The sequence below is a fragment of the Terrabacter koreensis genome (assembly GCF_054783315.1).
The window spans coordinates 135,430-159,398 of sequence record NZ_BAAGQU010000012.1; the positions used below are offsets into that span (position 1 = coordinate 135,430).

At 71.7% G+C, this 23,969-nt stretch carries 13 protein-coding genes; 2 read left to right on the plus strand and 11 right to left on the minus strand.

Annotation, left to right across the window (positions count from 1 at the left end; all coding sequences use genetic code 11):
- Window positions 1-102: 102 nt before the first annotated feature.
- Window positions 103-777, minus strand: a complete 675-nt coding sequence (locus ACYVNR_RS19615) for a DedA family protein (RefSeq protein WP_461050399.1) — start codon at window positions 775-777, stop codon at window positions 103-105.
- A 216-nt stretch (window positions 778-993) separates the two neighbouring features.
- Between ACYVNR_RS19615 and ACYVNR_RS19620 the strand changes: the two genes are divergently transcribed.
- Window positions 994-1,632 (plus strand): peroxiredoxin, encoded by a 639-nt coding sequence (locus ACYVNR_RS19620; protein ID WP_045189089.1) that lies wholly within the window; start codon window positions 994-996, stop codon window positions 1,630-1,632.
- Between the two features lie 13 nt (window positions 1,633-1,645).
- Here the strand turns inward: ACYVNR_RS19620 and ACYVNR_RS19625 are convergent, their stop codons facing one another.
- Window positions 1,646-2,968, minus strand: coding sequence for a S8 family peptidase (locus ACYVNR_RS19625; RefSeq protein ID WP_461050401.1), 1,323 nt, complete (start codon window positions 2,966-2,968; stop codon window positions 1,646-1,648).
- A 143-nt stretch (window positions 2,969-3,111) separates the two neighbouring features.
- Between ACYVNR_RS19625 and ACYVNR_RS19630 the strand changes: the two genes are divergently transcribed.
- Window positions 3,112-5,673 (plus strand): CHAT domain-containing protein, encoded by a 2,562-nt coding sequence (locus tag ACYVNR_RS19630; protein ID WP_461050403.1) that lies wholly within the window; start codon window positions 3,112-3,114, stop codon window positions 5,671-5,673.
- Between the two features lie 24 nt (window positions 5,674-5,697).
- Here the strand turns inward: ACYVNR_RS19630 and ACYVNR_RS19635 are convergent, their stop codons facing one another.
- The 9 genes from ACYVNR_RS19635 to ACYVNR_RS19675 all read right to left on the minus strand — a co-directional run bounded on the left by ACYVNR_RS19635 (window position 5,698) and on the right by ACYVNR_RS19675 (window position 23,955).
- Entirely contained in the window at window positions 5,698-6,195 is a 498-nt protein-coding gene (locus ACYVNR_RS19635; RefSeq protein ID WP_045189078.1) for a hypothetical protein, read from the minus strand.
- A complete protein-coding gene (locus tag ACYVNR_RS19640; RefSeq protein WP_458799056.1) occupies window positions 6,192-6,779 on the minus strand; it encodes an RNA polymerase sigma factor in 588 nt (195 codons plus the stop codon). Before ACYVNR_RS19640 ends, ACYVNR_RS19635 begins: the two co-directional genes overlap by 4 nt.
- Window positions 6,780-7,009: 230 nt before the next feature.
- Window positions 7,010-7,285, minus strand: a complete 276-nt coding sequence (locus tag ACYVNR_RS19645; protein WP_458799055.1) for a WXG100 family type VII secretion target — start codon at window positions 7,283-7,285, stop codon at window positions 7,010-7,012.
- A 50-nt stretch (window positions 7,286-7,335) separates the two neighbouring features.
- Window positions 7,336-7,611: a WXG100 family type VII secretion target gene (locus ACYVNR_RS19650; RefSeq protein WP_082080755.1), complete on the minus strand. Its 276-nt coding sequence runs from the start codon at window positions 7,609-7,611 to the stop codon at window positions 7,336-7,338.
- Window positions 7,612-7,884: 273 nt separating this feature from the next.
- The gene (locus ACYVNR_RS19655; protein WP_461050406.1) at window positions 7,885-12,285 is read right to left on the minus strand and encodes an FtsK/SpoIIIE domain-containing protein; all 4,401 of its coding nucleotides are present in this window, start codon (window positions 12,283-12,285) and stop codon (window positions 7,885-7,887) included.
- Window positions 12,282-14,981 carry a DUF3488 and transglutaminase-like domain-containing protein gene (locus ACYVNR_RS19660; RefSeq protein ID WP_461050408.1) on the minus strand — a complete coding sequence of 900 codons (2,700 nt, stop codon included), beginning with the start codon at window positions 14,979-14,981 and terminating at the stop codon, window positions 12,282-12,284. Before ACYVNR_RS19660 ends, ACYVNR_RS19655 begins: the two co-directional genes overlap by 4 nt.
- On the minus strand, window positions 14,978-16,483 hold the full coding sequence (locus tag ACYVNR_RS19665; RefSeq protein ID WP_461050410.1) for a DUF58 domain-containing protein: 1,506 nt from the start codon (window positions 16,481-16,483) through the stop codon (window positions 14,978-14,980). The genes ACYVNR_RS19660 and ACYVNR_RS19665 overlap by 4 nt, the downstream gene beginning before the upstream one ends.
- A 47-nt stretch (window positions 16,484-16,530) precedes the next feature.
- Entirely contained in the window at window positions 16,531-17,535 is a 1,005-nt protein-coding gene (locus ACYVNR_RS19670) for an AAA family ATPase (RefSeq protein ID WP_045189067.1), read from the minus strand.
- An 84-nt stretch (window positions 17,536-17,619) separates the two neighbouring features.
- Window positions 17,620-23,955, minus strand: a complete 6,336-nt coding sequence (locus tag ACYVNR_RS19675) for an Ig-like domain-containing protein (protein ID WP_461050413.1) — start codon at window positions 23,953-23,955, stop codon at window positions 17,620-17,622.
- Between the last annotated feature and the right edge of the window lie 14 nt (window positions 23,956-23,969).

Here is a 23,969-nt window from a genome sequence, read left to right on the forward strand (position 1 = left end):
CGTGGAGCATCGCACGGGCGCCGGCCGGTCAGGCGCCCACCCGGTCAGCACATCCGGATCGTGACGTGCGCGCGGCGACGGGCCGCGGCAGTCAGGCGGGAGTCAGCCGTTCGACGGCATACGGGAGGTGGCCCTTGCGGAGCCCGCCGGCCCGGGCGACTCGCCCTGGCCCCGGTGACGGCGCACCTGCCGGACGACGAGCGCGACGACGAGGACCAGCACGACCACGACCGCCGCCCCGCGTCCGAGCCAGGTCTCGACCTTGGAGTAGGACTGCCCGGCGAGGTAGCCGGCCGTGACCACGACGCTGCCCCAGGCGATCCCGCCGGCCGCGTTCCACGCCAGGAAGGTCGGGTAGTGCATCTTCGACATGCCGGCGAGCGCCGGCATGACGGCGCGGAGGAAGGCGGTCCACCGACCGAGGAAGACGGCGGCCCCGCCTCGTCGGCCGAGGAAGTCCTGGGCCCGGTCGATGCGGTCACGGTGCCGGTCGAAGGCCCTCAGCCGCACGACGCGGCCGCCGAGGTGGCGACCGACCTCGAAGCCGACGCTGTCACCGACGATCGCTGCCCCGACGACGACCATGAGGACTGCCGCCAGTGGTACGTGGCCGAGGGAGGCTGCAACGCCACCGAGGATGGCGACGGTCTCACCGGGGACGACGAAGCCGACGAAGATCGCGTCCTCGACGAAGACGACGGCGCCGACGACGAGGAGCACGAGCCAGACGGGCGCGTGGAGCACCTCGGAGGTGATGGTGTCGAGCAGGGCGCTCACGCAGGACTCCTCTGGGCGACGGGGTTCGGGGCGACGGGGTTCGGGGCGGCGAGCGGCGCGGCGCCGCCGTGTCAGCGCAGTCTCTGCGCCGCGGCTGGGCGTCCGCTGAACCCGCGTCACAACATTTGGACACCCATAACGCGATGCATGGTTCTCTGGTCAGAATGGCTCGCAGACCGGAGCGCGACGTGCGCCCGACCCGCGAGAGGACGAGCCATGGCTACACCGCGACTGGGCGAGACCGCCCCCGACTTCGACGCCACGACGACCGAGGGCCCGATCAGCTTTCACGACTGGAAGGCCGACAGCTGGGCCGTGCTCTTCAGCCACCCGGCCGACTTCACCCCCGTCTGCACGACCGAGCTCGGCCGCGTCGCCGCACTCAAGGACGAGTGGGACGCCCGCGGAGTCAAGGTGCTCGCCGTGTCGGTGGACCCCGTCGAGCAGCACGACGCGTGGAAGAGCGACATCGAGGAGGTCGGTGGCGCCCCGGTCGGCTACCCGATCATCGCCGACGACTCGCGCCAGGTCTCCGAGCTCTACGACATGATCCACCCCGGCGAGGGCGACACCTCGGGCGTGCGGTCGGTCTTCGTCATCGACCCGAAGAACACCGTGCGCCTCAGCCTGACCTACCCCAAGAGCGTCGGCCGCAACTTCGACGAGATCCTGCGCGCCGTCGACGCGCTGCAGGTCACCGACAGCGGCCCGTTCTCGACGCCCGCCGACTGGAAGGACGGCCAGCGCGTCATCGTGGCCCCGACCCTGTCGACCGCCGACGCCCGCGAGCGCTTCGGCGACGACGCGGTCGAGGAGGTCAAGCCCTACCTGCGTTTCACCACCGTCCCCGCCTGAGCCCGACCCGGCGTCAGGGCTGGGTCGCGGCCCGCGAGTCCCTCAACCGCGCGCTGAGACCTGCCCCGGCGTCGGCTTCGGCGATCGCCTTGACCTCGTCCCACGTCGGGCGGGCCTGCCCTCCCGTCCTCGACATCCGGGCCGCGATCAGCCCTGCGACCATCGGCGTCGCGAAAGACGTGCCGCTCCAGATGGCCATGCCGTTCGTGAAGGTCGCCGGCTGGCGTTGCCTGTCCGGGGGCTCCTGGTAGGTGTACGTGCCGTTCGGGTAGGCGTTGACGACATCGGTGCCGAGGGCGTACACGTCGACCCAGTCGCCGCGGTTGGAGTAGTACGCCAGCGTCTCCTTGTCGTCGTCGAGGGCTCCCACGCCCACGGCCCAGGGGAACGCGGCCGGCCAGAAGGGGCCCTCGTCCCCGTCGTTGCCAGCGGCGCAGACGAAGACCGTCTTGTCGCCCCGTCCCTCCAGGTGCTCGTCGTAGAACATCTCGAAGGACTTCAGCGGACGGTCTGCTCGTGTCCTGGTGCCGCCGGAGAAGCTGATGATCTGGGGTTGTTCACGTTCGAGTGCGTCGACGAGGCTCTCGACCATGTCGCTCTCCCACACCGTGCCGCCCATCGTCGTCACGTCTGAGATGTACACGTCGGACGAGGGCGCGTACGCGCGCACGACGCCGGCGATGAACGTGCCGTGGCCGGTGTAGTGGCCCGTGCTGCCTTGCTCCTCCCTGCCGTCGACCAGCTGGGGCTCGCGCAGCCAGGTGTGCGCCCTGACCACGCGCAGCAGCCGCCCGGTGTCGACCACCGAGACCTTGACGCCGTGGCCGTTCGCGTCCGCGTCGGTGTTGCGGTCGCTCGGTTCGGTGGCGGTCGTGGGGTAGGGCTCGGTCGCCCCGCACCACGTCGTGCACACGTGCAGCAGGTGGTCGGGGGTGACCCTGCCCTCGCCGAGGTTCGCGTCGAGGTCGTCGAGCACCTCGTCGAGCGTCTGCCCAGGAGCGAGGTCGAGCTCGAACCGGTGCAGCTTCTTCACCTTGGGGTTGCCGCGCTCGGCCACGGGCGGAAGCGGGCGCCCCAGGTGGCGGTACACGTCGTCGATGTCGCCGACGCCGGTGAGCAGCCGCCCGCGCCGACGGATGTAGTCGACGGTGCCGTCCGCCCCGCGGTGGACGTCAGCGCTCTCCCGCCCGACCACGTCGAGGATCTTCTCGACCTGGACGTCGGACCGCTCGAGCACGAGGTCCGGTTGCCACGGGTCCCACCAGCGGCCGCCACCCTGGTGACCCGGAACCCCCCCTCCGCCGTTGCCGTTGCTGCGATCATCGCGGGTATTCACCAGAAACCTCCCAGGGGACGCGGACACAGGGGTGTGCCATGAAAGCCGATCAGGCTGCAGACGACGCGGGCGTCGCCGGTGATACACCGGCCCCCCGTCGCCGCGCCGAAGAGCTGCTTCCCCTCGCAATATCGCAGCCGGACGTGGCCGCCGCGTCCGCTTTGGAGATCCTCGCCGGGCGACCGAGCCACCGGGACCGCTCCCTCGCGCACCACGCGATCGCCATCGTCGAGCGTGACCGCGGGCGCACCGACGTCGCGCTCCGCCACGCCCGTTCGGCCGTGCGCGCCGCCCACCGGGCCGGACCCGACCGCGAGGCCGAGGTGAGGGCGACCTTCGGCACGACGCTCGTCTTCGCCGGACGCACCTCGCAGGGCCTCGGCCAGCTCGAGCGCGCCCTGGGTCTGAGCACCGGGCCAGCCCGGCACCGGGTGCTGCACCTGCGCGGTTGCACCTTCGGCCTGCTCGGACGCTACGACGACGCGGTGCGCGACCTCACCGAAGCCGCCGAGCTCAGCCATCGCGCCGGCGACAGGCTCTGGGAGGGAAGGGCGCTCGGCTCGCGCGGTGACGTGCGACGAGCCATGGGTGACTCGACCGGCTCGAGCGTCGACTACGCGGCCGCCGAGGCCGTCCACCTCGAGATCGGTGAGGTCCTCGAGGCGACGATGTCGGCCCGCAACCGGGCCCTCGTGGCGTTGCAGCGGGGTGACGTCGTGCACGCCCTGACCCTGATGGAGCAGGCCGAGGAACGCTACCGCGCCGCTGGGGTCGACCCCGTCGAGCAGCTCGTCGACCACGCCGAGGCGCTGCTCACGGCCCGGCTCGCGAGCGAGGCCGAGCACATGCTCGACGCCGCCCTGGCGCGCGACGACCTCGCGGCGGTGTGGCGGGGCGACCTGCTGCTCGCGTCGTCGCGCGCCGCCATGCTCCAGGAGGAGTGGGACGTCGCGGTGCAGCGGGCTCGTGCCGCCGAGGCGACCTTCCGCTCGCACCGGCGCCACCGCTGGGCGGCCCGCTCGAACCTGCTCGCCCTCGAGGCCTCGTATGCCGCCGAGCAGCACGCGCGCGAGTCGGCCGAGGGTGTGAGCGCCCTCCCGCGCCCGTCCCTCCCGGACCTGCTCGAGCGCACCCGTGCCCTCCTGCGGACCCTGCGTCGCCTCGACGACCCGGCGGTGCCGGAGGCCCTCCTGCTGTTGGCGCAGGTCGCGGGTGACACGGGCCACCTGCGGATGCGGTCACGGGCGCTGCACGAGGCGGCGGACCGCAGGCACGACGGGGCCCCGCTCCCGAGGGCCGCCGCCTGGCTCGCCCGGGCGCTGCTCGCCGAGCAGGTCGGCGACCGGCGGGCCCTGCGGCACGCCTGCCGTCGCGGGCTCGACGCCGTCGACGAGCACCGCTCGCTCATCGGCGACCTCGAGCTGCGCTCCCTCGCGACGGGCTACGGGCTCGAGCTCGTGTCGATCGCGATCGACGACGCGGTGCGTGCCGGTGACGCCCGGGCGGTGCTGTGGTGGGCGGACCGCTGGCGTGCGACCTCGCTGACCGGGCCGTCGGCGACCCCACCCGACGACGAGGTCCTCGCCACCCAGGTGTCGGCGCTGCGGGACGTCACGCGACGGCTCACCCTGCAGGGCGAGGAGGCACACCTCGTGCGCGAGAGGTCACGGCTCGAGGCGAGCGTGCGCAACCGCTACCGGCAGCTGCGAGCCGAGAGCTCGGACAGCCCCGGACCCGACCTGCACCGGCTGGGCGAGCTGCTCGGCGAGACCGTGCTCGTCTACATCCTCGTGGTGCGGGGCGTGCTGCACACCGTCACCGTGGCCGACGGTCGCGCCCGGTTGCGCCGGCTCGGAGACCTGACGGCGGCCGAGCGCGAGGCCTCCTACGCACGCTTCGCCCTGCGCCGTGCGGCCTACGGCCGGGTCGTCGACGTGGACCGCGCCGGTCGGCAGCTGCAGGACGCCCTGCTCGGCGACCCCGACCCCGCGTGGAGCCGGCAGTCGGTGCTCATCTCCCCGGCCGCCAACCTGCTCACCGTGCCCTTCGGTCTGATGCCGGTGTTCCGCGACACGGCCTTCGTCGTGTCGCCGTCCACCGCGCTGTGGGCACGGGCGCAGGAGCAGCACGAACCCGGCCGGACGCAGGGCGGGACGGCCCATGTCGCCCTCGTCACCGGTCCGGGGCTCAGCACTGAGCAGCGCGAGGTCACCGAGCTGCGTCGCCTGCACGCGGACGCCACGGTGCTCGGCGGCGACGAGGCGACCGTGGAGCGCACCCTCGAGGCTCTCGAGGGGGCGCACCTGGCGCACCTCGCGGCCCACGGCGACTTCCGGGGCGACGCGCCGCTCTTCTCCTCGCTCATGCTGGCCGACGGACCGCTCATGGTCCACGACCTCGACCGGCTGCGTCGGCCCCCACGGGCGGTGGTGCTCTCGGCGTGCGACTCGGGCGGCGTGCACCCGATCGGGGCGGACGAGGCGCTGGGCCTCGTGTCGAGCCTGCTCGCCATCGGCACGCGCTCGGTGGTGGCCAGCGTCAACCCGGTCAACGACGTCGCCACTGCCCGCGTCATGACCCACGTGCACGCGGCCGTGGCCGCCGGCTGCTCGCTCGCGGAGGGGCTGCACGCAGCCCGGCTCGCTGCCGCCGGTGACCCCCTGCTCGCAGCGACCGCGGCGTCGTTCACCGCCTGGGGCTCGTAGGAGGAGCGGCCGTGGCCGTCGCCGTCAGCGGGCGTCGAACCAGGCTGTCCGCATCGGCTGCTCACCGTCACGGTCGAGCACGAGGCGGGCCAGGCCCACCGGGACCCGCTCGAACGCGAAGCGGCCCGCGTCGAGCACCTGCGTCGTGGTCGACGCCGACGTCTCGAGGGAGACCCGGCACTCACCGGCATACGGCTCGTCACCGGCCATCACGACCCCGATGACGCGGGCGAACTCGCCCTTGCGGGCCACCTCGATCTCGACCGAGATCGCGCCGAGCTCGAAGACCAGCAGGTGCGACGCCGTGGCGGATCCGTTGTCGCGCACCGCTGCCGCGGCGTCGGCGCCGAAGGAGACGAGCGACATGAGCAGGGTGTCGGCCCGGTGCAGCTCGAAGGCCGCGCGCCCGAGCTCGACGACATCCGGGGGCACCGGGTCGACGACGGCCGCGATGCGGCCGAGCCGCTCGAGCAGCTCGAGGTCGTCGGGGTGCAGACCGTCGCGCGTTTCATGCGTGCTCATGACGACTGCCCTCCTCGGTCGAACGTGTAGTCGCCGCTGCCGACGAGGTCTCTGAGCTTGTCGAGGCAGCGCATCCGCGTCGGCCCGATCGAGCCGATCGACATGCCGAGCGCCTCCGCGATCGCCTTGTAGTTCGGACGGTCGCTCGCCATGAGCGCCCGCAGCAGGACCTGGCAACGCTCCGAGAGACGCCCGAGACACGCCCACAGGTGCGCGTCGCGCTCGTCGTCGAGCAGGGACGCGTCGAGCGAGCGCACCTGCTCGTCGACGACGTTCGTCGCGAGGTCGTCGTCGCGCACCAGGTGCTCGCGGCCCCTCTTGCGCAGGAGCGCGAGACACTCGTAGCGGGCCGTCGTCGCGAGCCAGCCCGCCAGGGCCTCGGGCTGCGCGATGTCGTCGAGGTGGTCGAGGAGCTTGAGCCACGAGTTCTGCACGACGTCGGCGGCGTCCTCCTGGCTGAGCCGGTGGCCGCGTGCCACGGCCCAGAGCAGCGACGCGAAGCGGTCGACGATGGCGTTCCACGCGGTGGCGTCGCCGCGGGAGGCGCGGGCGAGCAGCTCGGTGAGCTCACCGGGTCCGCCCATGCCTCGCCCCCTCTCTGGGTGCTCAGTCTAGGTGTCACCCCCTGAAGACGTGAGGGACATCCCGTTTGATACATCAGGCCACCGCCTGCCGACGTTTCCCGTGAAACGTCACCGGACGGCATACGGCCCGGCCGGCCAGTCAGGGGAACGACGAAGGGTGGCCGCTCCCCCCGCGGGAACGGCCACCCTTCGTCCGGTGCTGCGGAGCGGGGCTCACGCAGCAGCCGGGCTCACTTCGACGAGGTCTGCTTCTGCGTCTCGGCGTTGGTCTTGCACTTCTTGCCCATGGCGTCGAGCTTGTCGCCGGCGGCCGAGACGACCTGGCGCTGGCCGTGCCAGTCGCTCTGGAACTGCTCGGCGTCGGTGCCGCCCCAGTTGCCCTTGATCGTGGAGACGGCGCTGTTGACGGCCTCGACGATGCCGTCGAGCTCGCCCTTGTAGCCGGTGAGCTTGTCGCCGGACGCGGACACCGCGTCGGCGTTCATGCCCTTCTTGTAAACAGCCATGTCAGTTCCCCTTCAGAAGTCTGCGTGTGGTTGGTCTGGTGTGAGGTCGATCAGTACTGCGACGAGGTCGAGCGCTGCTGCTGGACCTCGCGGTCGATCGTCGACTTCATCTCGGTGAGCAGCTTCTGGGCCTTCTGGAGCTCGGGACGGTGCGTGCCGGTCCACTCCTGCTCGAACTGCTTGGAGTCGTCACCCTGCCAGTTCTGCTTCAGCGACTCGACCTCCTGGTCGACCTTCGTGATGAGCTTCTGGATGGCCTCCGCCTGCTGCTGCAGGACGTTGCCCTGGGCGTTGACCTCATCGTCGTTCATTCCGAGCCAAGCCATGACCTTCTCCTTTGCCTGTGTTCCCCCGACTGATTCGGGAAGTTCTCTTCCGGACCAACCGTTCAGGCCCGCGCCTTGCGAAACTCCTCGACGTCCGCACCCTTTCGCCTGATGGGCGGCTTTCGTCGACATGCATGAACCTATGTGACCGTTCGTGGGGTGTCGATGGGGAGCACTCCCCATGACCTCCTCGGGTTGGCCCACACCCGGGCGTATGCCGTGTGGCACCACGAATCCCCATGTGGCGCAGGCTTTTCGATGATCTCTCGAGCATCACGGCTTGGCCACCTGGAGCAGCTCGAACTTGCCCTTCTCGACGACGAAACCGCGGCCCGGGGGGAGCTCTGCGCGGTTGAGGGCGGGCAGGTTGGCCTTGAACACCGACAGGCCCTCGTTGCCGTCCGGGTGGAGCGCCAGGCCGGAGCGCGACGTCTTGAGCAGCGCCTGCAAGCCGAAGTTGCTGCTGAAGAACGCCGCCTCGCCCTCGGCGACGACGAGCTGGTCGTTGTCGACGCAGGCCTTGGCGAGGGTGGTCAGGGCGTTCTCGGCGCCGGACGGCGCGAGGTCGTCGATGCGCTCGACGAAGACCGCCACGGGCCGGGTGATGCGGCCCTCGTCGATCTCCTCGGCCAGGCGCGTCGCGAGTGCCGAGGTCGGGCCGGCGCCGACGGCGGTCTCGGCCCAGATGCCGAGGTCGAGCAGCTCGGAGCTGCGGCGCGGCGTCATGAGGTAGAGCGCCGACGCCGAGCTGAACCGGAAGAGCCCGGCCGCGGTGGCGGCGACGGCCGTGGTGCGACCGGAGCCGGACGGGCCGGTGATGATGAAGGTGCCCTTGGGGTCGAAGCCGTGCGGCGCGAGGGAGCTGGAGGCGACACCCAGGACGGGCCGGCCCCCGAACTCCGCCGGCAGGTCACCGAGCGGGATCTCCTCGGCGAGGCTCTCGATGGGCGGCGCCTGGCTGACGCCGGCCTTGCGGGTCGCGTCGGCGAACGCCTCGATCGCGGCGGCCTGCACCGTGACGTCGGACGAGCCACCGAGCACTGCGACCTGCACCTCGGAGCCGGCCATGAGGCCGCGACCGGGAGGGGACGCCATCGTGAGCACGTCGCCCGGCACCCCGAACACCGAGTAGTCGTCGAGGTTGCTCATGCGCAGGATGATCCGGCCCTGCACCGCGGCGGCGAGGTTGGTCGGCAGGCCGGTGCGCTGGTCGCTGGCGATGATGAAGTGCACGCCGACCGGACGGCCGTCGGCAGCGAGCCCGGCGAGCATGTCGAGCCACTGGAACCGGCCACCCACCTCGTAGGCCTGCCGGAAGGCGGTCATGCCGTCGATGAGGACGATGACGCGCGGCTCGTCGCCGTGTCCCGACAGGCGGCGGAAGTCGGTGATCGTCGCCGCGCTCACGGCCGAGTAGCGGGTGGCCCGCTCGTCGATCGTCGCGCGCAGCATGCGCAGCAGGCGGGTCACGCGCTCGTGGTCGCCGCCGGGGACGATCGAGCCGACGTGCGGCAGCGTCTCGAGCATCGCGAGACCCCGGTTGCCGAAGTCGAGCCCGTAGACGTGGCAGGGGCCGCCGCGCACCGTGTAGCCGGCCGCGACCGCCATCGAGCGGAGGAAGACCGACTTGCCCGAGCCCGACGTGCCGTAGATCGCGATGTTGCCCTCCTTGTCGGGGCGGAACGCGACCTCGGGCTGGGCCTGGTTGTCGGGGTCGTCTGCGACACCGAAGACGAGCTCGTCGTCGCGGCGCTGGGTCGGCAGCGTCGCGAGGTCGTAGACGGGGCGCATGTCGGGCAGCCACGGCTTGCGCGGCTTGGGCAGCTGGGCCATCCGGGCCGCCCGGCCCAGGCTGCCGACGAGACGCTGGATGTCGGTGGGGCCGAGGTCGACGGCGTCGTCGCTGCCCTCTCCGCGCGGCGGCTCCCACTCGATGCCGGCGCCGAAGGTGAGGGTCTCGACCTTCATGTCCGGCGGGGGCGGCACGTCGGAGGTCCACCCGCCGGCATACCCCGTCTGGAAGGGGACGAGCCGGCCCGGGCCCGTCTTGGACACGGCGCGGCCGGGCAGCGACGGGTCGAAGAACGCGGCCTCCTTGCTGCCGAGCACGTCGTCGGAGTCGTTCTCGTCGGCCATCCGCAGCGCCATGCGCAGGTTGGTGTTGGCGCGCAGGTTGTCCTTGATGACGCCGGCCGGGCGCTGCGTCGCGAGGATGAGGTGCAGGCCGAGCGACCGGCCGCGCTGGGCGACGTTGACGACGCCGTCGACGAACTCGGGCACCTCCTGCACGAGGGCGGCGAACTCGTCGACGACGATGATGAGCGAGGGCGGGGCGTCGACCTCGCCGCGGCGCTCGAGCTCGACGAGGTCCTTGGCCTTGTGCCGGGCGAGCAGGTGCTCGCGGTAGTGCAGCTCGGCGGCGAGCGAGGCGAGCGCCCGGCGCACGAGGTGCGGCGAGAGGTCGGTGACGAGGCCGACGGTGTGCGGCAGCTTCACGCAGTCGCGGAAGGCCGATCCGCCCTTGTAGTCCACGAGCAGGAAGGTGACGCGCTGCGGGGAGTGGGCGGCCGCCATGCCGAGGATCCAGGCCTGGAGCAGCTCGGACTTGCCGGCGCCGGTGGTGCCGCCGACGAGGGCGTGCGGGCCGTCGCTGCGGATGTCGACGGAGAAGGTGCCCTGGCTCGACTGGCCGACGATCGCCCGCAGGTTGCCGGGCTTGCGCGGCAGCACGGCAGGCGCGTAGGGCCCGGTGAGGATCGAGCGCGACTCGCCCCACTTCTCGATGACGGCCTGCTCACTGCTGGCCAGGTCGGTGCCGGCGAGGGTGAGCAGCGAGACGGCCCGGGGGAGGTCGCTCGCGTCGTCGACCGGCACGCCGGCGTCGACGACGGGCGCGAGCATGCGGGCACACGCCATCGCCTCGTCGTAGCCGATCCGGTCGACCGCGACGGGCTGCACCTGTTCGCCGGCCTGGACGTAGCCGGCGAGCGAGCTCTCGTCGTCGCTGACGACGAGGAAGGTGTGGCACGCAGCGGGGAGCAGCTGCTGGGACTCGGCGACCCACACGATGACCACACCGTGCCGGTGGCCACGTTCGGCGATCGCGACGAGCCGGCTGCGGTCGATCGGGGCGTCGCCCTCGACGAGCACGAGCACGGTGGGGCGGGTGGCGGTGGCCTCCTGCTGCTCGCTCGGCGACCCCTTGGCGTCGACGATGTCCTCGAGGGCGTCGGCGAGCGCGGAGCAGGCCGGGGCGCTGGCCGCGAGGTGGCCGGTGCCGACGGGACTGTGCGGCGACGTGGTGTGCGGCAGCCACTTGAGGAAGTCCCAGTCGCGCGCCGAGCTGCCCGACGCGAACGCGCAGACCGCGAGCTCGGCCGGCGAGTGCAGGGCGGCGGCCTGGAGCACCACCGACCGCGCGGCGCCGAGCGCGTTGCCGCGCTGGCCCGCGACGCCGATCGCGCCGTCCGAGAGGGGGGTCGCGACGACGGGGACGTCGTGCACCACCTCGAGGCCGCGCAGCTGCTCGGACACCTCGAGCCAGGCCTCGGCCTTCGATCGTCCGACGGCCGGCATCTTGATCGCCGACCGCGACGCCAGCGTGCCCAGCCCGAGTCGCAGCTCGGCGTACCCGGGCACGTCGCGGCGGCGGGTCCAGAGGAGCGCGCTGCGGTCACGCACCGCGGCCAGGCACTCCGCCCCACTGGGGTGCTCCCCGCGGCGGGTGTGGCCCTCGGCGTCGAGCGAGCCGCGGATGCGCTGCGACAGCAGGCCGAGGTCCTCCTTGAAGTCGACCATCGCCTGCGCGAAGTCCTTCTTCTGCTGGCGGCGTGCCTCGTAGTAGGTGCCGGCCATCATCATCGGCATCATCAGCATGAAGACGATGCTGAAGGCGCTGCGGGTGATGAGGTACATCACGACACCCATCAGCAGCGGCACGACCATCGCGACCATGGGCATCGGCTGGATCTTGCCGCGCTCGGGCAGGTCGGGGACCTGGAACTCCTGGCCCTTGAAGAGCGGGGCGACGCGCGGCGAGCGCGAGAACGCCACGGTGCCGGCGTCGCCGGAGAGGACGCCGCTGCCGGGCCGGCTCACGACACCGTCACCCTGGACGTGCACCTCGAGCTCGGTGTCGCCGAGCCGCACGACGTCGCCGCTCTTGAGGTGGGCGCGCGTCACCTGCTGGCCGCCGGCGGTGATGCCGTTGGCCGAGCCGAGGTCGACGACCTCGACGACCTCCTGGATGACGAGCTTGGCGTGCTTGCGCGACACGGACTCGTCGGCGAGCTGCACCTCGCAGCCGCGCCCGCGGCCGACGTATGCCGTGCCGCGGGCGAGCGCGAACTCCTTGCCCGCGTCGGGGCCGGAGCGGATGTACGCCACCGCCGCCGGCCGGCCGCGGTCGACGAACCCCTCGCCGGCCCGCGTGACCGACACGCGCATGCCCGACTGGAGCCCGCTCTCGGCGACGGTGGCCCGGGGGTCGAGACCGCGCAGGTCCTGGTCGACGAGCGCGAGCGTCATCGACGCGTCGACGCCGAGCACGCTCGGGCGGTTCGGGTCGGCCGCGGCCAGGTAGGCGGCGAGGTCTCCGACGGTCGTCGCCGAGTCGGTGGTCGCGACGAGATCGGTCTCCCGGTCGCCCGACCGGAGGACGAACTTCAGCTTCACGCGTCACCCTTCTTGCCGGCACCCGTGCCGGCCTTCGCCCTGCCCGTGCGTCCGTTCCCTCGACGGCTCGCCCTCGTGTCGCCGGGGGCGACCGTGCCGACGCCGGCCTTCGTGCTGCGGCCGCGTCGCCGGCTCGGAGCCCCCTTGGCCTGCCCACGCGTGGTGCGGCGGGCGGCCGGACCGAGGCCCGAGCCCGTCGGCAGGTGGTCACGGAACGTGCGCAGTGAGACGTCGGCGCGCAGACGCTGCCAGAGCGACTGGCCCGACCGGAGGCGACGACGCGCGGTGTCGACGTCCTCCCAGAAGGCCGCGACCTCCTCCGGCGACGGCTCCTCCACGTCGAAGACGTGCCCGTTGGCGGCGGCTGCGACCGGCACGAGCGCCAGTGGTCGAGTGCTGACCTTCCCTCCGTCAGGGGACGGCGTGACCGTCGCCGGGTTGGGCGGAAAGTGGGCACTCGACATGGGCGCACCCATGAGGGCCCCGTCGACGACGACGCTGGGCCTCGGCGGCGGGGGCCCGTCGACGTGCAGCTCCAGCGCGCGCGCCTGCTCCAGGCGGGTTCCCTTGGCGGGCAGCGGCATCCGCAGATCGCGCGCGGCGTCGATGATCTCGCGCCAGCCACCGGTGACCCGTGCAGCCGTGCTCCCGGTCGTGCGCCGGCGTCGACGACGCAGCCACTTGGCACCCCGGATCGCCCCGTAGAGCACGAGCAGGACGGCGAGCGGGAGGAGCACGTAGAAGAACAGCCAGCGCAGCCAGTCCGGCCAGTTGTCGGGGTTGAGGGGGTTGTCGTCCTTCGGGGGGTTGCGCAGCTGCGTCGCGTTCTGCGCCTGGTCGGGGCCCTGGAGCACGCTCGGCGGGTTGTTGGCAGCGGGCGGCGGCACCTGCGCGCCGGTCTTCTTCTCCTCCGACTTGCGGATCAGCTGCTGCGGCTTCTTGTTCCGCTCGGGGACGAACTGCGTGGCGAGGATCGGCAACCACGAGTCGTCGGCGAGCTTGACCTCGACCCACGCCCGCACGTCCTTGCCCTTGACGACCCCGCCCGCCTCGGGGATCGCGCCCAGCACGACACGCGCCGGGACGCCGAGGCGGTTGGCGACCAAGGCGTACGCCGCGGCGTACTGCTCGTCGTTGCCGGCCAGCTGGGTCGACTTCATGAACTGGCTCATCCGCAGCAGGCTGTGCCCGGGCAGGAAGACGTTCTGGTAGTCGCCGGGCGCCCCACCGTCCGTGTAGGCACCGTCCTGGAGGGCCTTGGCGACGGCCGCGACCTTCTCCCACTGGCCGTCGACCCGGTCGGTCCACGGCGTCACCTTGTCGTCGAGGAACGTCAGGGCCGACACGTCGACGGTCGAGCCGTCGGCGACGTCGACCGTCTTCGGCAGGTCCTTCGGCGGGGTCTGGACGTAGGCGGTGACGGTGTACTGGTCACCGGCCGCGAGCCTGACCGGAAGCACACCGGTGTTGGTGTCGATGTTGAAGCGCAGGTCGTCCTTGAGCTGGTCGCCACGGCCGCCGCCGAAGTCGAGGCCGGTGACGGTGCCGAAGGTCGGGAGCCACACGTCGCTGTAGCCACCCGCGGGCACGGACACGGTTGCCGTGACCTCCTGCCCCGGGCCCTCGGCGCCGATGTGCGAGCCGACCTTGCGGAAGCTCGTGCCATCGGGGACGGGACCGTCGCCGAGGTTGGCGAAGTTGCCCGCGCCCCAGACGTACCCGTCGTACGAGTCCAGAGCTGCGAAGCGCAGCGGCACGTTCGCCGGCAGGCCCTTGACCGTGAGCAGCGTCTTGTCGAACTGCTTCGCCCCGTTGGGCTCCGTGTACTGCCGGAAACCGGCGAGCGGCGAGGCGTACTGGCTCACGTCGAACGGCGGCGTGAGCGAGGAACGGAAGACCGTGCGGCCCTGGTCGGCGCCGGGGAGCATCGGCCCGACGAAGAAGCCACCGACGGTGGCGACGGCGAGCAGGGCGGCCGTCGTCAGGGCGCGCGTCGTGCGACCGGCGCCGTTCTGGAGCGCCGGGCGGTTGCGGTTGCTGCGCAGGGCCGCCCAGCCGATGGCCACCAGCGCGAACACGGCGCCCTGGACCAGCACCGCGGCCGGAGTGGACGTGCCGAGCACGATCGAGGCGACGAGCAGCGCGATGGGCGCGACGAGCGCCAGGACGGCGCCGGGCCACCGGCGGGCGACGCCGTAGGTGAGGGCTGCGCCGACGAGCCCGAAGAGGAAGGGCAGCGCCATGTACGGGCCCTCGGAGTCCACCGGCGGCAGGGCCGTCAGCAGCTCCTTCCAGCCCGGCACCGCCATGTGCACGAGGGTCGCGAACGTCGACCCCGAAGGGAGGAACCCGGCGACGAGGTCCTCGCGCACGGCGATGGGTCCCGCCAGGAGCAGGTAGGCCACGGCGACGCCGAGCAGCGTCACGACGCCGAAGGCCCGTAACGCCGCCCCCACGTGGCTCACGACGAGGCCGAGCAGCAGGCCGGCGAGACCGACCCACAGCCAGCCGAGCCCGAAGAAGGTCGTGCGGAAGCCCACGAGGGCGATACCGACGAGGGCCGCCGTGAATCCGGCGTCGACGAGCATCGGGGCCGACGGCCGCAGCCTCGCCAGCTGGGCCCCCACGCGCTCGCGCACGGTCGGTGGCTGCACGAGCGCACTCGGCGGCGGTGCGGGAATGGCGGTCTGGCTCATCGGGCGACTCCGGTGAACAGGAGGGGACGGAGGTCCTCGAGCGTGCTCAGCGTGAGGATCGTGAGACCCCCACCACGGCGCAGGCCGTGCTCGGCCAACGGGTCGACCACGACGATGACGCGCGTCACCTCGGGCGGGAACTGCCCGGCCGCGCGCTGCAGCTCGATGAACGGCCGGTGCGGGCCGGTGACGATGAAGACGGTTGAGGTGTCCGGCGCCAGATCGGTGGCATCGAGGCTCACCGCGAACAGGTCGATGGGGCCGGGTTCGACCCGCGACATGGCGTCGAGGCCGACCTGCGGCACCGACTTCGTGACCTTCTGCGCGCCGCAGACCATCGTGCAGTCCTGCTCGTCGAGCATGACGCGGACCATGATCGACGACCCCACCGAGATCGCCGTCTCGACGTCGGCCTGGATGGCCGTCGGCGCGTTGGCCGCCATGACGTCGCGCTCGACGTCGCGGTCGGTGCGGCCCGTCTTGCCGTGGCCGGAGCGGTACTGCTCCGGGTCCGGGTCGACGATGATCGTCACGTGCGAGCGCCTCGTGTCGAGGAACTGGCGCACGAGCAGGCGACCCGCCTTGGCCGAGCTGCGCCAGTGGATGTAGCGGCGGTCGTCACCCGGCTGGTACTCGCGCAGGGCGTGGAAGGCGAGGTCGCTCATCGAGACGTCCTCGGTGGTGCTGCCCTCGAGGTCGCGCAGCAGGCCCGCCCCGAGCGACTCGAGCGCGACGGTGCGCGGGTGCACGAACAGCTCGGTGCGCTCGGTCCACGTCAGGGTGCGGCGCATGAGACCGAGCGGGTCTCCCTGCACCGTCGTCGCCGGGCCGACCTGGATGACGCCGCGGCGCGACGTCGGGACGACGAAGAGCTCCTCGTGGGCGTTGCCCGGCGTCAGTGCCGGCAGCACGAAGCGCGCGGCCGACAGCCCCACGGGCAGCTCGACGAGGATCGGCAGCATCGGGGTGCGGGCCTCGTTGGTGACGAGGATCCGCCCCGTCGCCGGCTCACCGACGACGACCCGGCGCGGATCGACCTCGGCCAGGATGCGGACCTTCGTGCGACCCAGCGCGAGCGCGAAGCAGACGAGGAAGAGCACGAGGGCGGCCGCGGCCACCATGAGCAGCTCGGTCCAGCCCCAGCGCGCACCGACGAGCCAGCAGGCCACACCGAGCCCGAGGATCGTCCAGCCGAGCGGCGAGACCCAGCGCAGCACGCCGGCGACGGGCCGCCAGACACCCTGGGTCTGGTCGGCCACCTGCTCGATGGAGCGGGTGATCGGCTGGGTGATCTGGCGGATGCCGCGGCTCGTCGTCCCGGTGACGGCCCTCGCGCGGCCCCCGGCCGCGGGGGCCGACGCTGCCGCCCCGGCCACGGGCGCGCCGGCCACGGGCGCGCCGGCCACGGGCGCCCCGGCACCGGCCGACGCTCCCCGGCGTGACGGCATACGGAAGCGGCCGCCGCGGCGCGACGACGTGGCCCCCTGGTCCTGCTGGGTCATGCGGTCCCCTTGTGTGCTTCTGCCTGTGTTTCGCGGGCCGGACTCGGTCAGGCCGAGGCGCGCTCGGCCGGCGGCGCGATGTCGCCGAGGATCTGGTCCACGCACTGCTCGACCGTCGTCCCCGCGAACTGTGCCTCCGCGTTGAGGAGCAGACGGTGGCTGAGCACCGGCTCGGCCAGCACCTTGATGTCGTCGGGGACGACGTAGGTGCGGCCCTGGCTGGCCGCCCACGTCTTCGCGCAGCGCACGTACGCGAGACAGCCGCGCACCGAGAGGCCGAGCTTGAGGCTCGGGTGGCGACGCGACTCCTCGGCGATGCGGCTGACGTAGCCGAGGATCGCCGGGTCGACATGGATCTCGTCGGCGAGCTTGCTCATCTCGACGATGACGTTGCTCGCGATGAGGGGGCTCAGCGTCTTGGCGCGGTCGCGCGTCTTGGCGTCGGCGAGGACGGCGATCGTCGCCTCGTGGTCGGGGTAGCCGACGCTCGCCTTCATGAGGAAGCGGTCGAGCTGCGCCTCGGGCAGGCGGTAGGTGCCGGCCTGCTCGATGGGGTTCTGCGTGGCGATGACCATGAACGGCTCACCGACCGAGTGCGGCTTGCCGTCGATCGTGACGCGGCCCTCCTCCATGACCTCCAGCAGCGCCGACTGCGTCTTGGGCGAGGCGCGGTTGATCTCGTCGGCGAGGACGATGGTCGCGAAGATCGGGCCGGGGTGGAACTCGAAGCTCTGCTTCGTCGGCTCGTAGATCGTGACGCCGGTGACGTCGCTCGGGAGCAGGTCGGGCGTGAACTGGATGCGGCTGTGCGTGCCCTGCACCGTCGCCGACAGCGCGCGGGCGAGCTGCGTCTTGCCGGTGCCCGGGAAGTCCTCGAGGAGCATGTGGCCCTCTGACAGCAGACAGGTCAGGGCGAGGCGCGTCACGTGCTGCTTGCCCAGCACGGCCTTCTCGATGTTGCCGACGAGCTGGTCGAAGGTGTGCGCGAACCAGGTGACCTGCTCCTGGGTGATCTGGCTGGTGACGCGACCGGTGCTGGGAGTGGCCGTCATGGGTGTCGTTCTCCTGTCAGGTGTTTCATCGATCTGGGGTATGCCGTGCGGCTGGTTCGGGGCGCCGCGGAGGGGTCCGCGGCGTCACCCCCAAGGACTCTTGATGTCCGACGGTGAGTAGATCTGCCCGTCCGCACCCCTCCCGGTGCACGTCACTCTGACTGACTGGTCGGGATAGCCGAGGAACTTGTTGGAGTCGTTGCCGCCATTTCGGGGCTCGATCGTTCCGCCCCCGCCGTTGTCAGGCTCGGACCACCCACTCACGGAGCAGGAGATCGGACCAACGAAGTTGTCGATGTTGTAGCCGATGTGGTTGCAGTTCGTGCCACACCATTTGCGTTGCACCGGATCCCAGCAGTCGCCCGAGGCCGGGCACTGGGAGCCCTTGTAGACCGACCGCACGATCGGCTTGGGTGCATCGTTCGTCGTTCCGGTCACATATGCGGTCCACGGACCGGGGCCGGAGTCCTGGGCGATGGCCCTGACACGGATTCTCTTGCTCTCTGAGAAACCCAGACCCCCAAAGGTCGTCGAGTGCGTGCCCGCACCGACCGTCGTGTTGCGGTCACCGTCGATCTCGTAGCCGGTGATCGGGCGGCCGTTGTTCGCAGGCGTGCCCCACGAGAACGTGATGCTGTTGTTGTCGTGCGTCTCGCGCAGGTTGGGCACGCCCTGCGTCGGGCCGTACGGATGCACCCGGATGGCGTTGGACATCGGCGAGCAGTAGCCCGCGGAGTTGCACGCCCGGATCGCGATGGTCCTCGACGTCGTCTCGAGCGGGCGCGTCGTGCCGGCCGACGGGCAGGCACCTCCGGTGCACGGGAACGAGCCCGTGACGCCGTCGGTCGTCCAGTGGATCCGGTCGTACGAGGCCGCGTGGGCCGACCCGATGCGGAACGTCACGTCGATCGTCTTGTCGGCACGAGGCGTCGTCGCGGTGAGCAGGGTCGGGGTGTCCGGGTAGCCGTTGGCCACGTAGGAGGCGTAGTTCGCCTTGTCGGAGGTGGCGGGCCCGCCGTTGGTGGCCGTGACGACGTACTGCACCGTCTGGCCCTCGTACGGGATCGTGTCGCTCGCCGTGCGCGACTCGCCGCCCGAGCGGGTCGCGATGAGGTTCCAGGCGCCGCCACCGGTGCGCCGGTACACGTCGTACTGGGTGATCGGCGGACCGTTGGGGTCGGTGGCCGGCCACGAGATCACCACCTGGGCGTTCGTCTCACCGGGCACCGGCGTGCGCGGCGACAGCGCCGGGGCCGGCACGTTGGCCGGCTTGCCGAACGACTGCGCCTTGACGGTGGGGCCGAACGGACCCCAGCCCGCGCCGTTCTTGGCCTGCACGCGGATGTTGTAGGCGTCGTTGTTGATCAGGCCCGTGAGCACCTTGGTCAGGGCCGGAGCCTTGACCGGGACGATGCCGCCGGACCCCGCGCTGGTGCCGATGTCGGTGTACTGGACGCGGTAGTCGGTGACGTCGCTGCCCTCGTTGGGCGGCGCCGTCCAGTTCACGGTGAGCTTGCGGTCACCGGGGACGACGTTGCTGATGACCGTCGCCTTGGGCTTGGTGTCGGGGCGGACCGTGTTGCTCCTCGGGCTCTCGTCGGACCAGCCGACGGCGTTCTGCGAGCGGACGGTGAACGAGTAGTCCTTGCCGTTGGTGAGGCCGGTGATGGTGCACGGCGAGCTCGTGCAGACCTGGCGCACCTCACCCCCGTTGCCGATGACCTCGTACTGCGCGATGGGCAGGCCGCCGTCGTAGGTGGGCGGCCGCCAGTCGACGCGGGCCGTGCTGCCGAGGATGCGGTCGGCGACGGCCACGGGGGCGTCGGTGGGGTCCGGCTTGCTGCGGACAGTAACGGTGACCTGGCCGCGTGCCTGCGGGCGCCCGGGGGCGTCTAGGACTCGGACCGCGATCTTGGTGTCGTTGCGGGCCTTCTCGGACGCCGAGACCGTCAGCTGGCAGCCGCTCGTCGACGCGGTGACGCCGACTCCCGAGACGACCTGGCTGGACTGCACCGAGCACTGCGGTGCGGTGAGCGGGCTGTCGAGGTACTGGGCGAGGTTCACCGTGCGGCTCGTGCCGGCGATGAGGCCCTCGACCGTGACGGGGCGCATCGTGGCGATCGGGGGCGCGCTCGTGACGCGCACCTTGATCTTGAAGGTCTCGGCCCCACCCTTGGCCTTGACGGCGACGGCACCGGTGGTGCCGGCCTGGGCTGCGGCCTGCGCCTTGAGGACGACCTGGCGGCCGCCCTGCCCGACCTGCGACAGGTCGACGCGGTCGGCGGCCGGGTCCCAGGTCGCCTCGTACGCCGCGGTGCCGGAGTCGAGCCCGTCGGGCAGCCAGGCGTGGCAGAGCCGCGGGATGTCGAAGGTGCGTGCGGGGCCGTCGGCCGCGAGGAGCACCTCGTGGTCGGGGCATCGCAGCACGGGCACGTCGGGTCCGATCTGGACCGGGACCGTGACGTACGTCTTCCGGGCCGACTTGTCGCCCGGGCCCGTCGCGTTGGTGACCTCGAGCATGAGGGCGGCCGGACCGACGTAGCCGTTCGTCGACGTCAGCGTGAGCTCGGTCGCCGACGTGACCGCGGACTGGAGGTTCTCGTCGGGCGACGTCGACACGGTGTCGGGCGAGGTGACCGAGACCTTGCCGCCACGCGGGTCGATGACGTAGTCGCCGAGCGGCACCTTCACGGTCGAGTCGGCGCCCATCTTGACGGTCTTGCCGGCCACGACGTAGGGCTGGCCGTTGTTGCCGGCCGGGACGTAGACGAGGGCCATCGCCTGCGCGCCGTCGGCGTCCTCGATGACGTACGGGACGACGCGGGCCTGGGGGCGCAGCTGGATGCGCAGCTTGCGGCCCTCTCGTGTGACCCCGTCGCCGTAGAACTTCACGATCTTCAGCTGCGACTGGTCGCCGTCGAGGTCGCGGTCGTTGGCGAGCGCGTCGACGAGGATCGAGGTCTCGCCGGGCTTGACGGAACCGGTGTCGTCGACAGCCGTCGGCGGGTTGTTGAAGTCCTTCTGCCCACGAACGGTCAGGGTCGACTTGGAGGGGTCGAACAGGCCGTTCGTGATGCCGTAGGTCAGCACCTTGGCGGGGCCGACCTCGGGCACGACGACCTTGAAGGAGTCGTCCTTCTGCCGCTGGAACTGCTTGAGGACGTCCGCGTCGTTGAGGGTGGCCAGGTCGACGAGCGAGACGGAGTCGCCCGCTGCGATGAGGTCGTTGGCGAGCACGTCGGCGCGGACCGTGCGGCCGGGCGCGGCGACGACGTCGTCCTCGACGGCGACGGGCGGCTGCGGGTCTCCGGGCTGCACGACGCCGACGCGCACGAAGCCGTCGCTCGTCGCGCCGAACCGGTCACGCAGCTGGTAGCGGATGACCTCGGTGCCCGCGCTGCGCGGGTAGGCCTCGTAACGGATCGTCGCCGCGCCGAAGCCGACGACGCGGCCGAAGCGCAGGTCCACGGGGCCGCTGTCGTCGCCGACGATGCCGCTGACGAAGGTGAGGTCGCCGTCGGGGTCGACGCCGCTCGTCGGCACCGTGATCGACAGGGTGTCGCCGGCCGTGACGCTGGCGCTGAAGCTGCGGGCCTGCGGCGGCTGGTTGGGGTACCTCACGGCGTCGGGCAGCGGGTTGATCGTCACGGTGATGCGACCGCTTCCACCGCGCCCGCGCTGGCCCTCCGGGTAGGTCGTGTACTCGAGAGTGGCGGTCTTCGGACCGGTCATCGCCGTGACCTCGGGGACGTAGCGCACGACGGTGCCCGACGCGAAGGCCTGGCCGCCACCGGACAGCACCCGCACCTCGGGCGCGAGCTTGAGCGGGATGCCCTCGCTCATGGAGTCGTTGTCCAGTGCCGGGATCGTCACGGCGTCGCCGACCCGAACCGTGGCGACGTCGTCGACCACGGTCGGACGGACCCTCTCCTTGGGTTCGGACTTCTGGACGACCGAGAGCTCGCCGACGGCGGTCTTCGTGCCGTCGGAGATCGTGTAGCGGACTGCCCCTTGACGTGTGACAGCTCCATCGACTGGAGACGTGGCCTGCACCCGGACCCACCGGCCCTGCACGATCGAGGCGCGCAGCCAGGCCTGGGACGACTCGACACGCTGGACGACGAGGACGTCGCTGCGCGGGCTGTAGTCGTTGGACAGGACGTCGGCGATGACCGGCGTCTGCCCACGGAGCACCGCGGCGTCGGGGGTGGCGACGGGCGGCGCGTCGTTGTCCTTGTCGGGCAGGATGTCGACGCGGATGCGCCCCGTCGCCACCCCGGCACCGACCTGCGCCGTGTAGGTCACGACCGAGGTGCCGGGCGTCTGGCCCGTCACGGTCACGACGCCGGTGTCGAGGTTGGAGTCGAGCCTCAGCTGCCCCGGGCCGCGGACCGCCTGCGCGAGACGCATGCGCGCCTCGGGGTCGGTGGGGTCGGCGCCGGCGATGTCGTTGCCGAGCGGCTGCAGCTGCACGGGCTTGCCGACGACCGCGCGCACGACGTCGGGTTGCGTGCGGGGGCGGACGGGCTTCGTGTCGTCCTCGCTCAGCACGTCGAGGCTGACCGAGGACTGGGCGGTGCCGCCGCGGCCGTCGTCGACGACGTACTTGGCAACCTGGTCGCCCTTCTCGCCCTTCGCCTTGATCGTCAGGGCGCCGGATCCGTCCACGCCGGTGGTCTCGACGTCGACGGGCGTCACCTGGATCGGGTCGTTCTCGGCGTCGCGCCAGTCGGCGACCACACCGACGCGCACGGAGCCGTTCGCGACGACCGGGTAGGAGGTCTGCGCCAGACGGGCCTGGCCCGCGCGCAGCCTGGGGGCCGAGTTCACGTCGTCGGTGATGATGCGGACGGTGACCTTCGCGGTGGCCCGTCCGTTCTTGGCCGTCGTGCCGTTGTTGACGGTGTAGCTGAAGGAGAACCCCTCGGTGCGGGCCTCCTCGGGGACCGTCACCTGGACCGTCTGCCCGTCGGCGGACGGGGTGGCCTGGATGCCGGCCGCATCGGGCTGCGTGACGTCACCCGGCGAGATGGCGAGGATCGAGCCCTGGCTGTCGGAGTCGTTGTCGAGGACGTGGAGCGTGGACGTGCGACCGGGCCGCACCTGCATGACGTCCGGCTGCGCCTTGGGCGGCGTGCGGTTCTGCTGGTCGTCGAGGAGGTTCTCGTCCTTCTTCTTGTTCTTGTCGTCGGTCTGGGGCGGCGGGATGACCGAGTTCCAGTTGTCGATCTTGACCTTGTCGCGATCGATGTCCCACACGTCGCCGGAGTCGAGGTCGTTGAGCACGATGAGACCGCGGTTGACGCGCAGCTTCACGCCGTCGGTGCGCACGCCCTTCTTCATCGCCCCGAGGTCGACCGTGTCGGCGTCGGTGGGCGAACCACAGTTACGGCCGTAGTACACGTTCGACGGGTCGGCCCAGGCGGCGTGGATGCAGCTGGCGAGACGCACGGGGGCCGAGAGGAAGAGCTGCTGGCCCGGCGCGCCCTGACTGAGCTTGACGCCGCCCGTCGACGGGCTGTCACCGGTCAGCGACACCTGCGACAGCTGCGACTCGTCCTGGATCAGGACCGAGGCCGCGTCGGGTCCCGGCTGCTGCAGGGCGGCGAAGGCGGGGTTGCCGGGCTCGGCGTTGCCGACCGACAGCTGCTGCGGCTCGGGCAGCGCGTCGGAGTAGAGCTTGCCCGTGCCCGAGTCCCACACGACCCAGTGGGAGCCGACGGCGGTCACCTGCGCCGACTTCGAGGAGAACTTCAGCTCGGTCGTGACCGGCTTGTCGAAGGTGCTGGGTCCGGTGGGGCGCAGGACGGTGATCGTGCCCTTCGCCGCCGAGAGCGCGTAGACGGTGCCGTCGACACCGACCGCGACTGCCGCGTTGGCGCCCACCTTGGCGAGCGGCTTGGCCTGGGTCTGCAGCCCGTCGAGACCCGTGAGGCCCGCCCGCTGGTCGAAACGCTGGGCGCGCAGCTCACCCGTGGCCGGGTCGATCATCGCGACGGAGCCGCCACGCACGTCGACGGGCGGGGTGGTGAAGACGCGGTTGCCGGTCGCCGTGCTCGCCTTGGGCAGCAGCACCGCCTGCTCGTTGCGGAGCGTCCCCTCCGAGGGGTTGATCGGCACGACCTGGTTGCTCGCCCGGGTGTAGCCCAGGACGGTCGCGCCGTCCTGGAACAGGTCGAGACCCGAGCTGGCGCTCACGTCGGCGTAGACGCCGGCATCGAGCTGGCCCGCGGCCTTGTTGATGCGCCCGAAGCGCGACTGCTCGGAGTTGGTCACCCAGATGCCGCCGTCGTTGAGGTCGGCCTTGCGGACCACCTCGCCCTCGCTGCGCGTCGCGAGCCAGACGAGCAGGCTCGCGACGAGTGCGACGACGACGGTGGAGATGATCCCGATCCGTCGCTTGGTGGCGGCGGTGCTCATGCGGTCCCCTGTTC